The sequence below is a fragment of the Arthrobacter psychrochitiniphilus genome, assembly GCF_003185915.1.
In the GTDB taxonomy this organism is placed as follows: Bacteria; Actinomycetota; Actinomycetes; order Actinomycetales; family Micrococcaceae; genus Specibacter; species Specibacter psychrochitiniphilus.
Genome location: NZ_QHLZ01000008.1, coordinates 115,866 through 131,123, shown reverse-complemented (window position 1 = coordinate 131,123; position 15,258 = coordinate 115,866). Strand labels below are relative to the sequence as shown.

Below are 15,258 nucleotides of genomic sequence, written 5' to 3'. Positions count from 1 at the left end.
GCGTTGGCTAATTTTGCCCCGAAACTAACCGAGCGTCAGTTCTCCGTTTTCCGTCGTCCGCAGATCAGCAGCACTATACCCAACAGCGCCACCGCTGCCAGCACCGCCGGGCCGAACCGTTTGGCCAGCACTGGCAATACCGCCTGGCCCAAGTCCAGTTCCGGCGCCGAGGCCGGGGTTGTTGGCGGGGCGAGTGTTTTGCTTTCGGCAGGCTCGGCCAGCGCGTCAGCTTCCACCACCGGAACGGGCTCTACCGCATCTTCGGGCGGGCCTTCTGCCTTGCTGATGACGCACTGCACAAATTGCTCCAGCAGCTTGTCCGAGATGTCCTGGATGACGCCACGGCCAAATTGTGCAGGTTTGCCTGTGACATTCATGGTGGTGGAGACATCCACCGTGGTCCCGTCCCCGTCCGCTCTCAGCACAGCCGTCACGGTGGCGCCGGCGGTACCATTACCGCGTTTGTCCTTCCCCGTGGCCGCGATGACAACGGTGTGTGTGGCCTCGTTGCGCGATAAATACTCTCCCGTCCCGGCGTACAGCATGGCGATGGGCCCCAATTTGATCTTGACCGTGCCGGTGAACGTGTCCCCGTCCACCCCGGTCAGTGTGGCCCCGGGAAAGCATGGGGCAATCTCCTCCAGCTGGTTGAAGGAGCGCCACGTGGCTTCCAGTGACGACGGCACAGCGAAGTGATGGTTGAGTTCCATGCCCTTACCCCCTTGTCCCTTGAAGCCCGACGGCGGCCAGCACCGCGCGCCGTGCCACCACGGTTGCGAGGTGGCGTCGGTAGGCGGCATCCCCGTTGAGGTCGCTGGCCGGATCAGTTCCTTCTGCGGCGTGTGCACAGGCTGCGGCAATTGCCTCCGCATCCACGGCGCACCCTGCAAGCGCGGCCTCGGTGGCAGAAGCCCGCAGGGGAGTGCTGGCCATGTTGGTCAACCCCAGGCGGGCCTCGGCGATCACGCCGCCCTCGACTCGGACCAGTGCAGCGACGGCCACAATGGACCATTGCTGGGCCACGCGTGTGAACTTTTCGTAGTGGGATCCCCAACCATCGAACTTTGGCACGGTGATGCTGGTGAGGATCTCGCCTTCCTCCACGGCCGTGGTGAAGTAGCCCTGGAAGAAGCCAGCCGCTTCTACGGAGCGGGGGCCAGCGGGGCCGGTGATATTGAAAACAGCATCCATGGCTAACGCGGGTGCTGGCATGTCACCGGCCGGATCGGCGTGTACCAAGGCGCCGCCGAAGGTGCCGCGATGCCTCACCTGCGGATCCGCCACCGTGGCCGCCGCTTGGGAAAGTAGCGGCACGTGGGCGGCAATCAGGGGGTCGGTGGCCATCACATGGTGCGGGGTCATGGCACCAATCGTCAGGGAACTACCATTATCCGTAATGCCAGACAGGCCCGGGATACGCCCCAAGTCAACCACCAGGGAAGGGTCTGCCAAGCGCAGCTTCATGACGGGAATCAAGCTTTGGCCCCCGGCGAGCAGCTTGACATCGTCCCCGGAAGCGTCGGCTCCTGCGAGCAGGGCCAGGGCCTCCTCAACGGTGGTGGGCGCGGCGTAATCAAATGCGCTGGGGATCATTGCACACCTCCGGTGGACTTGGCTTCCTGCAGGGCATGCCATACACGCGAGGGTGTGCACGGCATTTTGATGTCGGTGACGCCGAGGTGGCGGATGGCGTCCAGCACCCCGTTGACAATGGCGGGGGTGGAGGCAATGGTGCCGGCCTCGCCCACGCCCTTGGCGCCGAGTTGATTGCTCGTGGCCGGGGTCTCGGTCCTGGCCGTGATGTAGTGCGGCAGATCGGGAGCACCGGGGACCAGGTAGTCCACAAAGGAACCCGAAACCAGGGTACCGGCGTCGTCGTAGACGGCCTCCTCATACAGTGCCTGAGAGATGCCCTGGGCCAGGCCGCCGTGCACCTGCCCCTCCACGATCATAGGGTTCACCACCACACCGATGTCATCCACGCACACATATTTGAGTACCTTGACCTGTCCGGTTTCAGTGTCCACCTCCATGGCCGCCAAGTGGGTGCCATGGGGGTAGGAGAAGTTGACAGGATCAAAGGTGGCTTCGGAGTCCAGATTGGGTTCCACACCGTCCGGCATGTTGTGGGCGGAGAACACCGCGAAGGCGATCTCGCTAAAGGACGTTGAGGTATCCGTGCCGCGGACGGTGAAGGCGCCATTGGTGAAGTCGAGGTCCTCCTCACTGGCCTCCATCAGGTGTGCGGCAATGACCTTGGCTTTTTCAATGACCTTGTCCGCCGCCGCCAGCACGGCCATGCCGCCCACCGTCAGGGAGCGGGAACCGTACGTGTCCAGGCCGCGCTGGGAGACCTGGGTGTCACCGTGGAGCACCTCGACGTTTTCAAAGGGCACGCCCAAGCGGTCGGCAACCAGCTGGCTCCAGGCGGTTTCATGTCCCTGCCCGTGGGCCGAGGAACCCGTCACAACCTCCACGTTCCCGGTAGGCAGCACCCGAACCTGGGCATGTTCCCAGCCGCCGGCTGCATAGTTCAAGGCACCCAGGACTCTGGAAGGGGCCAGACCGCACATCTCCGTGAACGTGGAGACACCGATGCCTAGTTGGATGGTGGCGCCGGCGTCGCGGCGGCGCTTTTGCTCGGCGCGCAGCCCGTCATAGTCGAACAGAGCCACTGCTTTGGCTGTGGCAGCCTCATAGTTGCCGGTGTCGTACTCCAGCCCGGCCACCGTGGCGAACGGGAATTCGGTGTGCTTGATCCAGTTCTTTTCACGCAGCACCAGCGGGTCCATGTTCAACTCGGTGGCGAGCTCGTCCATCATCCGCTCAATCGCGAAGGTGGCCTCGGGCCGGCCAGCTCCGCGGTAGGCGTCGGTCCACGGCTTGTTGGTGAAGATGTTGTTGCACTCAAAACGGTAGGCCGGGAACTTGTAGATGGAGTTGTACATAAAAGCGCCCAGGATGGGGATACCGGAGGTGATCAAGCCCAGATAGGCGCCCATGTCCGCCAGCAGGTTCACGGAAAGTCCGGTGACAATGCCCTCCTTCGTGGCGCCGATCTTCATCCTCTGTACCTGCGCCCGCCCGTGGTGGCCCACCTGCAGGGATTCACTGCGGGTCTCGGTGAACTTGCACGGTTTGCCCATGCGCCGGGCCGCCAGCAAGGTGATGATCTCTTCCGGGGTGACCTGCAGCTTCCCACCAAAACCGCCGCCCACATCCGGTGCGATGACTCTGAGCTTGCTTTCCGGGATGCCCAGTGTCAACGCCAGCATCACACGCAGGATATGCGGGATCTGGGTGGCTGAGTACATGGTGATCTGCTCACCCGTGGGGTCAACCACGGTGGAGCGAGGTTCCATGAAGGCCGGAATAAGACGCTGCTGGTACAGGGTCCGCTCCACCACCACATCAGAGGCTGCCAAAGCATCCTCAATAGAGGTGCCCGTGCCAGCTTCCGCCGAATCAAAAACCCAGGTGGCCGACTTATTGGATTCCAGTGAAGTGTGCGCCAGGACCGCATCCGTGAATGCTTCCTCCAAGTCCATGACCACAGGCAGCTCGTCATAGTCCACATCAACCAGTTCAGCTGCGTCCCGTGCGGCGGCCGCGCTGCGGGCGATCACTACTGCCACAATCTCCCCGGCAAACGCGACTTCCTCAATGGCGACGGCAGGGTGTGCCGGCGCCTTTTGATCGGGGGTCACGGGCCAGGCGTTGGGTAATGAACCCTGCTCAGCGGCCAGATCGGTGCCGGTCAGGACCGCGAAAACGCCGGGGGCGGCCTTTGCTTCGGTGAGCTCAATGTTGGTGATTCTGGCGTGCGCGTAGGGGCTGCGGACCATGGCCAGGTGCAACATTCCCGGCAGCACCATGTTGTCTGTGTACCGGGAGCGGCCGGTGATCAGGCGGGCATCCTCCTTGCGCAGGCGCGACTTGCCAATTTCGGGGCTGGGCCCGCTGGAGTGAGCGCTTTCTGTTGTGGTACTCATGACACACCTGCCGTTTCGCTATCATCGTCGGTGAGTTCGTCGGTGAGTTCCTTAGCCACCTCGTGGGTCAGGGATTCGGACACGCAGACTCCTGAATCCCCGTACTCCACACCGTCAGCCACAGATTTCACGGCAGCCACGATGTTCTGGTAGCCGGTGCACCGGCACAGATTCCCCTCCAGACCCTCCCGGATCTCGGTCTCGGTGGGATGCGGGTTTTCCTTGAGCAGTGACGCCGATTGCATGATCATCCCCGGAGTGCAGAAGCCACATTGCAGGGCGTGGCACTGGTGGAATGCCTCCTGCAGTGGTGCCAGCTTGCCGTTCTGCGCCATCCCCTCAATGGTGGTGACCTTGTGTCCGTCGGCCTGGACGGCAAACATGGTGCACGATTTCACGCTGACCCCGTCAAGATGGACGGTGCAGGCCCCACAGTTGGTGGTGTCGCAGCCAATCAACGTGCCGGTTTTGCCCAGCCGCTCACGGAGATACTGTACGAGCAAGAGCCGGGGTTCGACGTTATCGGTGTAACTAACGCCGTCAACTTCAACGCTGATGGATGTGGAACTCGCCATTGAGATCTCCTAATCGCTGTGGAGACCCAGCCCAATAGCCAGCCTCCAGCCCATGATGGCTCTTACGTTACATGACGGCATCGCAGAACGTTAGGGCGAAAAATCGGCTCCCTTGTGCTATTCTTCCGCGGGTTCAAGCTGAAGGTTCGGGCGCTCGGCGCCCTCATGGTCGGCATCGGCGAGGGGCACGTGATGAATGCGCACGTCCATGTGGCTCAGCCGTCCGCCCTTCCCGCCCCAGCGCAGTGAAATGATCTCTGCCGCAATGGACACGGCGGTTTCCTCCGGTGTGCGCGAGCCCAAATCCAGTCCTATAGGGCTTGAGAGCTTGTCAAGCTCGGCTGCGCTGAGTCCCGCCTCGCGCAGCCGGTCCATCCGGTCATCGTGGGTTTTGCGTGAGCCCATTGCCCCCACATAGGCAACCTCGTGGCGCAGCGCCACCTCCAACAGGGGAACGTCGAACTTGGGGTCGTGGGTGAGCACGCAAATTACTGTCCGCGGGTCAATGAGTTCTGCATCAATTTGGCCTTGCAGGTACCGGTGCGGCCATTCCACCACCACCTCATCCGCCACGGGGAAGCGGGCCTTCGTGGCGAAGACGGCACGGGCATCACACACGGTGACTCGGTAGCCTAAGAAGCTACCCTGTTTGGCGACGGCCGCGGCAAAATCAATGGCACCGAACACCAGCATGCGCGGCTGCGGGGCAAAACTGGCCACAAAAACCCGCATGCCGTCCCCGCGCCGTTCCCCGTCAGGACCGTACATCAGGGTTGTGTTGCGCCCGGCGGCCAGCAGGCCCATAACGTCATCGCTGACGGCGTGGTTGGCGCGGTCACTGCCCAGGCTCCCTTCAAATCCGTCAGGTCGTACCACCAGGTGCCGCCCCAGCCAGGCCGGGTTTGGGTGTTCTATCACGCTCACCAGCGCAACGGGAACATCGGCGTCCACATCAGCGCCCACGCCGGGCAGTTCCGGGAAGGTCTTCAGTGAAACGGCCTCCACGAACACATCAATGATGCCCCCACAGGTCAGCCCCACCTCGAAGGCGTCATTGTCGGTGATACCGTACCGCTGCAGTTTGGGGGTGCCACTCTCAATCACCCCCGTGGCCAACTCGTAGAGAGCGCCCTCCACGCAGCCGCCCGAGACCGAACCCACCGCCCGGCCATCGGCGTCGACCATCATGGACGCACCCGCGGGACGGGGCGCCGAGCGGAAAGTGCGCACCACAGTCCCCAGCCCCACGGTGTGCCCGGCCTCAACGGCGTCGATCAAATCCTTCAACACTTCACGCATTGCCCATCACAACCAACAACTCCTCGAAGCTTTTCAGCGAATGGCCCCCAATAAAATAATCAACGTGCTCCAGGATGGCCTTAACTCCCTGCTGCACGGGTTCATAACCGGTTTTGCCCCGGTGCGGGTTGGCCCAGATAATGCACCGGGCCACATGGTGCAGACGTTCCACTTGGTGAGCCAGCAGTGTGGGGTCCCCGCGCTCCCACCCATCACTTGCCACAATTACGACGGCGGACCGGGCCACCGCGCGTTGGCCCCACCTATCGTTGAACGCACGCAAAGCCTCTCCCAGCCGGGTGCCTCCAGACCAGTCGGGGACGGTGCGCCCGGCCATCGCCAGCGCGTCGTCGGGGTCGGGGATCCGTAGGGCAGCGGTCACCCGTGTCAGCCGGGTGCCTAGGGTAAATACCTCCACTTGGCGCGGACCGCACTGGAGGACGCGGTGTGCCAGTCGCAACAGGCTGTCCGCGTAGGGGGCCATGGAACCGGAAACATCCACCAACCACACCACGTTGCGTGGTTTGGGCGGTGCCTTGGACCGGCGCAGCGGACCCGGTTCTCCAGCGCGGCGCAGCTGGTCCCGCAGGGTCCGCACCCTATCGATGCGCCCATGCCGGTCCGGGTGAAGGCGCCGGGAGCGCTGCGCTGGCAACGTCACGGCCAGTTCGGTGAACATCCGCTGCAGCAGGGCACGTTCGGCCGGATCAAGCGTTGGAATATCCCGGTGCCGCAGCAGTTCCCGCCGGCTGGCCACCGCCCGCAACGCCTCCTCGGCGGTTTCTTCGCCGCCGCTTGCGCCCTCGTCCGTCAGAGAGGCAGCCCTCACGGTGGTGGGAGCGCCCGCTTGGTGGGTGGCGGGAGCATGGCCCGGGGCAAACCAGGCCTCAAAAGTGCGCTGGTAGCGCTCCAGATCCTCCGGTGCGGCGCACAGTGTGGCCCGGCCAGCCCAAAAAACCTCCGCCCGGTTCTCTAACGAGAGTCTGGACACGGCCTCGAGAAAGCTGCGTGAGCGGTCAGCGGTGACTTTCACCCCGGCAGCGCGCAGGGCCGCGGCGAAGGCCAGCAGGATTTCCTCGGCCGAATGGGCGGTGGCGTTGAGCCCCGCACCGCTTTGCTGCCGCTTTGACCGCGGTTCCGCCTGCGCCATGGTTCAACCCAGCATCCGGGCCAGGGCGGCGGAGACCCGTTCGGTGTCCTCACGGTACTTGCACAAGGCGCCGATACTGGCTGCGGCGGAGGCCAGGTCCAGTTCGGGGCTGCCTAGAAGGTGAAGGGCACGCGCCCAATCGAGTGTTTCGGCCACGCCCGGAGGCTTCATGATGTTCTCGGTGACCCGAATTTGCTGCACGGCACGGACCACTTGTTCGGCCAGCGGTGGCGGAACCTGTGGGAGTCTGGTGCGCACAATCTCCACCTCGCGGGCCAGCCCCGGGTGATCGATCCAGTGGTACAGGCAGCGGCGTTTGAGCGCATCATGGAGGTCCCGGGTCCGGTTGGAGGTCAGCACCACGATGGGCGGTGTTGCGGCCTTGACCGTGCCAAATTCGGGAATGGAAACCTGGTAGGTGGAGAGGACTTCGAGAAGGAACGCCTCAAATTCGTCGTCGGCACGGTCAATTTCATCGATCAGCAGCACGGCCGGGCTTTGCTGCAGCGCTTTCAATACTGGCCGGGCCAGTAGGAAGCGTTCATCGTAGAGCGAGTTTTCCAGTTCCGCTGTGCGCAGGCTGTTGGCGCCGGGGGCCCTGTCACTTCCTGCCTCCACGCTGCGCAGGTGCAGGATCTGGGCGGTGAAATCCCAGTCATAGAGCGCCTGGGAGGCGTCGATGCCTTCATAGCATTGGAGCCGGATCAGCGGGATGTTCAATGCCTGGGCGAGGGCCTCCGCTAGCGCGGTTTTGCCAGTGCCGGGTTCGCCCTCCAGCAGCAGGGGCCGTTCCATGGCCAAGGCCAGGTAGCCGATGGTGGCCAGGCCCTCATCGGCCAAGTACCCGGTTTCGGCTAAGAGTGCGGCCAGCGCGGCGGCCGAGGTGATGGACGTGGAAGTCATGGCACCAGCATAGAACCCCAAGTCAACGCTCCCGCAGAAACGGTGGGTTTTTGGCCAACGCTCCCGCAGACCCGAGCACTCCAGCAGACCAGCGGGAGGCCGCCCGTAAAAGGAAGGCGACCTCCCGGCGTCGGGCCTCCCGGAGCCGAGCTTCATGGACCGGGCTCAAGAACGAACCTCATGAACCGGATTTGAAGCGCGGAACCTCAAGGCCTCGCTAGTTCGCCCAGAACGGGTAGTCGGTGTACCCGGCCGCGCCCTCGGTGTAGAAGGTGCGCGCATCGGGTTCGTTCAGCGGCAGACCCTCGGACCAGCGGCGGATCAGGTCAGGATTGGCCAGCGCCGGGCGCCCTACCACCACGGCGTCCGCAATAGAAGCCATGGCCTGGGCGTCGGCCAAGGTGGTGATGGTGGAAAAGCCGGTGTTCAGCAGGACAGGCCCGCCAAACCGGGTGCGCAATCTCTGGACCAGGTGTCCGGAGGGTTCCTTGTGCAAAATGCTCAGTCCGGCCAGGCCCAGGGGCGCAATACCGTCCACCAGGGCCGTGTACGTTGCCAGGGTTTCTGCCGCGTCCGTTTCCAAGGCGTCCTGAATATTGTGCTCGGGGGAGATACGCAACCAGGTATTCTCGGCACCAATGGCCTCGGCGACCGCAGTCACCGCCTCAATGACAAAGCGGGCACGGTTCTCAGCGCTGCCGCCATAACCATCGCTTCGCTGATTGGACGCGGGGGACAGGAACTCGTGCAGCAGGTACCCATTGGCGCCGTGAAGTTCGGCGCCGTCAAAGCCTGCGGTCATGGCGTTGCGGGAGGCCTGCACAAACTCCTCGATCATGCCGGCGAGTTCATCGCCTGCCAAACCGTGGGGTATCGGGAAGGGTGACTTGCCATTCTTGGTCCGGGCCACGCCGTCGATCGCAATGGCGCTGGGGGCAACCACCTGATGCCCGCCGTTGATGTCCGGATGGGTGACGCGCCCGGAGTGCATGACCTGGGCGATGATCCGCCCGCCGTCGGCATGCACGGCATCAGTTACCCGCTGCCAGCCCTCGATGTGCGCCTCGGTGACCAGCCCGGGCTGGCGCGCAAACGCCTGTCCGGCGAAGCTGGGGTAGACGCCCTCGCTGGTCAGCAGCCCCATGGTCGCTCGTTGACGGTAATACTCAACCACAATGTCCCCGGGCACGCCGTCCTCGCCGGAGCGGGAGCGCGTGAGCGGGGCCATGACCACTCGGTTGGGGAGTTCAAGGTTGCCGAGGGTGACGGGTGAAAACAGGTTCAAGGACATCTCCAAAAATTTCGTTGATAAGCTGCCCCTGCCACAACACAGGCACCGCACCGGCTATTCCCGGACGACTGTGCGGTTGCGGCGTCAGGGTGTGGGCCGCTCCAACAGATGAAGTTGTTCGGGGGTATCCAGATCGGCGCCGTCACTGAGATCTGAGCAGTCCACGAGGTCTGTGGCGTCGGCATGAATACGCAGATAGTGCCGGGCCCCGGCATCGCCGCTTGCCGAGCGTGCGGCCAGCCCGGCGTGCCGGGGAGAGAAAAGGACGGGGTTGCCGCGGCGCAGTGCGCTGGGTTCGTCACTACTGCCGGGGCGAACCCCGTACTCGGAGCGGTATCCAGCTGCAGTGATCCGTCCAGGGAGGTGGGCCGCAATGAGCCGGGCCACGAGCCGGGCAGTCATACCGGGCTGATCCACAAGCGCCACCAGCACCTGCTCAGGAGCCCGTTCCTCCGCAGGATCTACCTCTTGGCCGGCCGCCTGACCTTGGCCGGCCGCCGGTCCGGGAACCCCATGTTCAGGCTCGACGGCGGCACTGGTGTCCGGCGCGACGTCAAGATCCAGCGCGAAGCCAGGGTCCAACGCGCAGCGGACGCCCACGGCAAAGGAGGTGCCCATGCCTTCGGCCCAGCGAGGATTCACCACTACTGTGCACCCCGATGGTAGCGATGTTTGCCGGACTGTATCCGCACCGGCCCCAATGACCACGATCACCTGTGAGCAGCCACCGCGCAACAATTCGCCAGCGGCATGCGCCACCAAGGTGGTGCCGCAAAAGGGCAACAGCGCCTTCGGGCCCAGCCCTAGGCGGGTTCCGGCGCCTGCCGCTAGCAGCACCGCCGTGGTGCCTCCTCTGGGAGAAATCTCAGCCATGGGCCAACTCTAGCTGTGCTCAATCCGAGGGCGGGCGCTTGCGCAATTGTTTCGTTGTAGAGCGCTGCTGCTTTGCCGCCTGGTGCCGCCGCTTTGAGCCACGGCTGGGCTTGGTGGGCCGGCGTGACGCGGGCGGAGGAGCCAGCGCCGCGGCAACAAGTACACCCAGCTTTACCAGCGCAACTTCCCGGTTCCGAAGCTGCGAACGTTGCTCGTGCGCGGTCACGGTGACCACCCCGCTCACCAGCCGGCGTTCCAGCCGGGCCAGCAGAACCATTCGCTGTTCCTCGGAGATCGCCAATGATTCATCAATATTCCACAGCAGCTCCACCCGGGAGTCGGAGGTATTCACATGCTGGCCACCGGGTCCCGAGGAGCGTGAAAAACGCCAGCCAAGCTCCACCGCGGGAATGGTGAGCGTGGGCGAAACCATCAAGTCCATGGCTCAAGTCTTACACGGGCCGCTTTGCGCAGAACGCCCGCCTGATGGCTCCTTACTTCCGGTGGCACTAGAGACATTGGGGGAGTGGGTGCATGATGGAAGCAGGCGAACAAGGATTTGTGCCTTGAACATTCGCCACCTAGCCGCCGTCGAACCGAGGAGCTGAGCTAAATGAGCATGTGGGGACTAGCCATTGTCATCGGATGCATCGTCATCATCACTGTCATCATGGGATTGATCGCCACCCATGGTGCGTACAAAAATTTCCATCACTAGCGGCGGCACCTCAAGCACACCTTGATCATGGCGTACCGTCTTCTTGTTGCCTACAATGAGCCCTACTTGCGTGTGAGTCATCTTCTCTAGGTGGCTGTCATGTCATCACAGGAACATCCGGCAGTCATGGCACCAAAGGCGAAGTGGGCTATTTGGTGTCTTTGCGCGGAACATCACCGTATTTTGTAGGGCCTGGCGGTAAAGTCCAGCAAGTGGAAATTGCTTCCCGCCCATGGATACCGAACTAGTGGTGGAATTCAAGAAGTGCGGCGGCATTGCTGGCAACCGTAAAGCACTGGCTCAGTAAAGTCGATTTCTTTGGGCTCACGGAGGACAAATCCGGTCCAATGTACTACGACGGATTTAGCTATTCCATTACGGCCGCCTACGGCCGCTGGCATCGCGTCATCCATGCCGACGAAGGTATAGACAACGCAACCTTGGCCAAACTCGCGCAGCTGATCAACTGGCTGGAATCTAGACTTCCTGACCCGCGCCCACAAATGGTTATTGACTGAAAGGGCCAAAGCGGGAGCCTCATCTGGCCGGCGCTAGCGTAGCCGCCTAGGCTGTCCTGCATCTCCAAAAAGCAATTGCTGAGCAACAGCAATGCTTATGAATGGTGCAAATTCTATGGCGATGGCTCATAAATTCGGCCAAACAGAGTGATGTGGAGCACTGATTCAGCATTATGACAGTTCGCCGTCATAATGGATTGTTGTCGGCCTTATCGAGAACAGCAGGGAATTTCCAGCATACTGCCGACCTTGGGCTCATATTCACTCATTTAGCGTGGCCTCGACTCGTTGGGGGCCACGAAGCAGGAAGTTGCAGATGCATCAGAAGTACTGTTCCTCAGCCTCTACGAGGACCCGATTTTTTAGCCACTTGTCCGGTGCTGGGGTGACGAGCAACCCATGAGTAAACTCTCGCTCGATCCGAGGCTCGAAACACAAGGGCAGAGTGGTCCCCGGCTGGGTAAGCAGACACGTTATGTGCCAGATGACAACGAGCTCAAGCGTGGGCTCAGCAGCCGCCATCTGCAGATGATCGCCATTGGCGGCGCCATTGGCACCGGGCTCTTCGTCGCTTCCGGTGGGACCATCGCGCAGGCTGGTCCTGGCGGAGCGTTGCTTGCCTATGCCCTGGTGGGTTTGATGGTGTTTTTGCTCATGCAGTCATTGGGGGAAATGTCCGCCAAGATTCCGGTAGCCGGCTCGTTCCAAACCTATGCCACCCGTTTTGTCTCGCCTTCGTTTGGCTTCGCTATTGGGTGGAATTATTGGTTTAACTGGGCCATTACGGTGGCTGCAGAATTGGTTGCTGCCGGGATTATCATGGATTTTTGGTTTCCTGAAGTGCCCGGCTGGGTCTGGGCTGGTGGATTTCTGCTGCTGTTGACTGGCATCAACGCACTCTCAGCCAAAGCCTTTGGTGAGAGCGAATTCTGGCTCTCCCTGATCAAGGTAGCTGCCGTCATTTTGTTCCTCGTGGCCGGTGTGCTCATGATTATTGGTGTTCTGGGAGATAGTGCGCCAGGACTGAGCAATTGGCAAAACCGGGAAGACGTCTTTCACGGTGGATGGGTTTCCATTTTGTCCGTCTTCATGATTGCTGGGTTCTCCTTCCAAGGCACCGAACTTGTGGGTGTGGCCGCCGGTGAAGCGAAGAACCCACGGCGTGAAGTTCCGCGCGCCATACGTTCAGTCTTCTGGCGCATTATGATTTTCTACATTGGAGCTATCTTCGTGATCGGCTGCCTGATTCCGCTGACTGACCCGAGTCTGCTCTCCTCAGGGGAGGCTGATATTGGGGCCTCACCCTTCACTCTGGTCTTTGAACGTGCCGGTATTGCCTTTGCTGCTGGCTTGATGAACGCCGTCATTTTGACGGCAATTCTCTCGGCAGGAAACTCCGGACTCTACGCCTCAACACGGATGCTTTATGCCATGGCCAAGGATGGCAAGGCACCCAAAATCTTTGGGACGACCAATTCACGCGGAGTGCCCATCGCCGCCTTGCTGGCCACGGCCGCCGTCGGGCTGTTTGGCTTCCTAAGTGCCCTTGTGGGTCAGGGAGCTGCTTACGCATGGCTGATTAACGTCTCCGGCCTGTGCGGATTCATCGTGTGGGCGGGGATTGCCCTCTCACATTATCGCTTTAGGCGAGCCTTCCTCGCACAAGGAAACGCGGTTGCGGACCTGCCGTATCGGGCAGCCTTCTTCCCCATTGGTCCGCTCCTGGCTTTCGCCGTGCTGATCTTGGTCATTGCCGGGCAGAACTACGAGGCTGTCCTAGCCGGCCGCGGCATGGAAGTCCTCTCCTCCTATATTGGCATCCCCATGTTCCTTGGCTTGTGGCTGATTCACCGATTCGTCAGCAAATCCCAGTTGGTTCCCCTGATGGAGGTGGACCTGAGCGGCCCTGAGGACATCGAGGACAGTGTGGACCTGGAAGGCGGCGCTGAGTACTCGGGGTCGGCCGTCCGGCGCTGACCGGGCTCTATAAAAATTCACGAGCCAGCACCTACCCTGAAGCCGCGACATACGCCCGTTTGAGGTGCCGAAGGTGAGCGACCCTCGAGCCAAGAGGATCTAGTCCACTTGGCCTAGACATTGGAACGGACCATCCGTGCACTTGGGAGCGGCACTGGAAATCCTTCGCTAGTGCCTGCCGTGGGCGCTGACGTCCCCGGCCAAGGTGCCCGCCTAGTGCTCAACAACAGCTGCGTGCCGGAGGGACTCGCGCCAGCATCTCATTCAGGACCGGGCCTGTCCTGCCGCTACAGTGTAATCCGCTGTGCACCAACCACTTGGACCACAAAAATATGAAATTCCTGCAACCAATTCCGCAGAAAATCGGTGGTTTTCTCGGTGGCGACATTACCGTCGTCGTCGATCAAGCCCTGGGTGAACCGTACGTATGCCTCCGGCTGCGCCATCTCCGGGGAATTCACAAAGGAGAGAATGCTGCGCAAATGCTGTTGCGCCACAGCCGTGCCAACCTGCCCTGTCGATGCTCCGATGACCGCAGAAGGCTTCTTTGCAAAAGAGTTGGTGCCCCAGGGGCGGGAACCCCAATCGATGGCGTTCTTCAGTGCGCCCGGGATACTGCGGTTATATTCCGGGGTGATGAAAATTAGGGCGTCTACGGCGGCCACGGCGTTCTTGAATGCACGCCCCTCCGGTGGGTAGTCGGAGTCGTAATCGCGGCTGTACAGTGGCAACTTACCGATCGGGATCTCGATCAGGCTCAGTTCTGACGGAGCCAACTTCAACAGCGCCCTTGCAAGTTTTCGGTTGATGGAATCGGAGGCCAGGCTGCCCACGAAAACGCCCACTTTGTAGCTCATCGGAACAACCTTTCGGCAGACGATACGGAGAGCGATCGCTCACCCGTTCAATCTATCCCCGTGGCTGGCACTTGCCCACCCTTTTTCATCGATGCCGTGACCTTCGAAGGCAGCGCAAGCGTCACAGTTGAGGCATCTGCTGCCGTGGGGGAGAATCGGGGGTTTGCCGCTCATCCCCAGCGAATCGCCGGTGGATGCGCCGCCCGGTCATACGGTGGGCAACCGCTACAGCGGGCAGGGAATTGGAGCTACGAGTAGTTTCCATGCTGTTGGTAGTTCGGTTCCCTCCCTGCAATTATCGTTGGGGTGCGTTGGGACTTCTCATGGAGAAAATGGCCTGGTTGCGGTGCAGGATTCACTGTAGACGTGCAACGATGGAGACATGAAGCCAGCCACACTCAATGCTTGGGCACTTGCGGCACTGCTTGCCGCTAGTTCAGTGAATCACCTTAGATCTCCGGAGTTTTACTACCCGGTGGTTCCCCCATCCCTGTGCAGTGACAAGGCCGGGAAACTGGGACTCATGACCCGCCACCAATGGGTGATCGTCTCCTCCGCGCCCGAGGCGCTGGCTGCCATTGGCTTGTTGATCCCAGCCACACGAAAATTTGCGGCCACCACCACGGCGATCATGTTCATGGGCTTTACCGCCGGTCACGTTTCAGCGCTCCGGCGAGCGTATGGTCCGGGGGGGACGGCCTCGGCCAAACGCGTACACAGCGTGCGGCTGCCTTTGCAGGTACCACTTGTCGCGTGGGCATGGAGTGCTCGCCGCAGCTAGTGGCACTGACCATTACGTGCCATGCAAGAACCCAAAAGTCTCAAGTACCGCCTGTAGGAGCGATCCTGTTTTGAGGTAGCTTCTGCTTCAGAATTGCCCATGAACGTGGCAACCACCACGATCCTTAGCGAAACTCCGGCTACGACATGAATGCCACCGGTCCGGCTCAGGGCATGCGAGCCGAGATGTGCCTCATCGCAAGCCCGAAGACAGTCCGGACCGAGGGATGCGAAATTCAACGATCAGCTTAGGCAGCGTCACTTTCATGATGGTTTCAGTTATTGGCACCACAAAAGTCGAAACGAGCAGCCGCACCCAAACACA

15 protein-coding genes are annotated in these 15,258 nt (G+C 61.7%); 3 read left to right on the top strand and 12 right to left on the bottom strand.

Annotated features, from left to right (window positions below):
• Window positions 1-35: 35 nt before the first annotated feature.
• The 11 genes from CVS29_RS13505 to CVS29_RS18495 form a co-directional block, all read right to left on the bottom strand.
• Window positions 36-710, bottom strand: a complete 675-nt coding sequence (locus CVS29_RS13505) for an SRPBCC family protein (RefSeq protein WP_110106844.1) — start codon at window positions 708-710, stop codon at window positions 36-38.
• A gap of 4 nt (window positions 711-714) precedes the next feature.
• Window positions 715-1,593 (bottom strand): FAD binding domain-containing protein, encoded by an 879-nt coding sequence (locus CVS29_RS13500; RefSeq protein WP_110106843.1) that lies wholly within the window; start codon window positions 1,591-1,593, stop codon window positions 715-717.
• Window positions 1,590-3,992: a xanthine dehydrogenase family protein molybdopterin-binding subunit gene (locus CVS29_RS13495; protein WP_110106842.1), complete on the bottom strand. Its 2,403-nt coding sequence runs from the start codon at window positions 3,990-3,992 to the stop codon at window positions 1,590-1,592. Before CVS29_RS13495 ends, CVS29_RS13500 begins: the two co-directional genes overlap by 4 nt.
• Window positions 3,989-4,567, bottom strand: coding sequence for a (2Fe-2S)-binding protein (locus CVS29_RS13490; protein WP_110106841.1), 579 nt, complete (start codon window positions 4,565-4,567; stop codon window positions 3,989-3,991). The genes CVS29_RS13495 and CVS29_RS13490 overlap by 4 nt, the downstream gene beginning before the upstream one ends.
• A gap of 117 nt (window positions 4,568-4,684) precedes the next feature.
• Window positions 4,685-5,866, bottom strand: coding sequence for an XdhC family protein (locus CVS29_RS13485; protein WP_110106840.1), 1,182 nt, complete (start codon window positions 5,864-5,866; stop codon window positions 4,685-4,687).
• On the bottom strand, window positions 5,859-7,016 hold the full coding sequence (locus CVS29_RS13480) for a vWA domain-containing protein (RefSeq protein ID WP_110106839.1): 1,158 nt from the start codon (window positions 7,014-7,016) through the stop codon (window positions 5,859-5,861). Before CVS29_RS13480 ends, CVS29_RS13485 begins: the two co-directional genes overlap by 8 nt.
• Window positions 7,017-7,019: 3 nt before the next feature.
• Window positions 7,020-7,919, bottom strand: coding sequence for an AAA family ATPase (locus CVS29_RS13475; RefSeq protein WP_110106888.1), 900 nt, complete (start codon window positions 7,917-7,919; stop codon window positions 7,020-7,022).
• Between the two features lie 217 nt (window positions 7,920-8,136).
• Window positions 8,137-9,210: an alkene reductase gene (locus CVS29_RS13470; RefSeq protein ID WP_211315136.1), complete on the bottom strand. Its 1,074-nt coding sequence runs from the start codon at window positions 9,208-9,210 to the stop codon at window positions 8,137-8,139.
• A gap of 84 nt (window positions 9,211-9,294) precedes the next feature.
• Complete coding sequence (locus tag CVS29_RS13465; RefSeq protein ID WP_110106838.1) at window positions 9,295-10,083, bottom strand: nucleotidyltransferase family protein; 789 nt, start codon at window positions 10,081-10,083, stop codon at window positions 9,295-9,297.
• A 19-nt stretch (window positions 10,084-10,102) separates the two neighbouring features.
• Window positions 10,103-10,525, bottom strand: coding sequence for an alternative ribosome rescue aminoacyl-tRNA hydrolase ArfB (arfB, locus tag CVS29_RS13460; protein WP_110106837.1), 423 nt, complete (start codon window positions 10,523-10,525; stop codon window positions 10,103-10,105).
• Between the two features lie 186 nt (window positions 10,526-10,711).
• Window positions 10,712-10,882 carry a hypothetical protein gene (locus tag CVS29_RS18495; protein WP_170120983.1) on the bottom strand — a complete coding sequence of 57 codons (171 nt, stop codon included), beginning with the start codon at window positions 10,880-10,882 and terminating at the stop codon, window positions 10,712-10,714.
• 194 nt (window positions 10,883-11,076) lie between these two features.
• Between CVS29_RS18495 and CVS29_RS13455 the strand changes: the two genes are divergently transcribed.
• Together CVS29_RS13455 and CVS29_RS13450 are read left to right on the top strand one after the other, a co-directional pair.
• Window positions 11,077-11,319, top strand: coding sequence for a hypothetical protein (locus tag CVS29_RS13455; protein WP_110106836.1), 243 nt, complete (start codon window positions 11,077-11,079; stop codon window positions 11,317-11,319).
• Between the two features lie 399 nt (window positions 11,320-11,718).
• Window positions 11,719-13,296 (top strand): amino acid permease, encoded by a 1,578-nt coding sequence (locus tag CVS29_RS13450; protein WP_110106835.1) that lies wholly within the window; start codon window positions 11,719-11,721, stop codon window positions 13,294-13,296.
• Between the two features lie 287 nt (window positions 13,297-13,583).
• On the opposite strand, the gene CVS29_RS13445 is transcribed toward CVS29_RS13450, so the two are convergent.
• A complete protein-coding gene (locus CVS29_RS13445; protein ID WP_110106834.1) occupies window positions 13,584-14,153 on the bottom strand; it encodes an NADPH-dependent FMN reductase in 570 nt (189 codons plus the stop codon).
• Window positions 14,154-14,535: 382 nt separating this feature from the next.
• On the opposite strand from CVS29_RS13445, the gene CVS29_RS13440 reads away from it, so the two are divergent.
• A complete protein-coding gene (locus CVS29_RS13440) occupies window positions 14,536-14,934 on the top strand; it encodes a DoxX family protein (protein WP_110106833.1) in 399 nt (132 codons plus the stop codon).
• The last annotated feature ends 324 nt before the right edge of the window (window positions 14,935-15,258 follow it).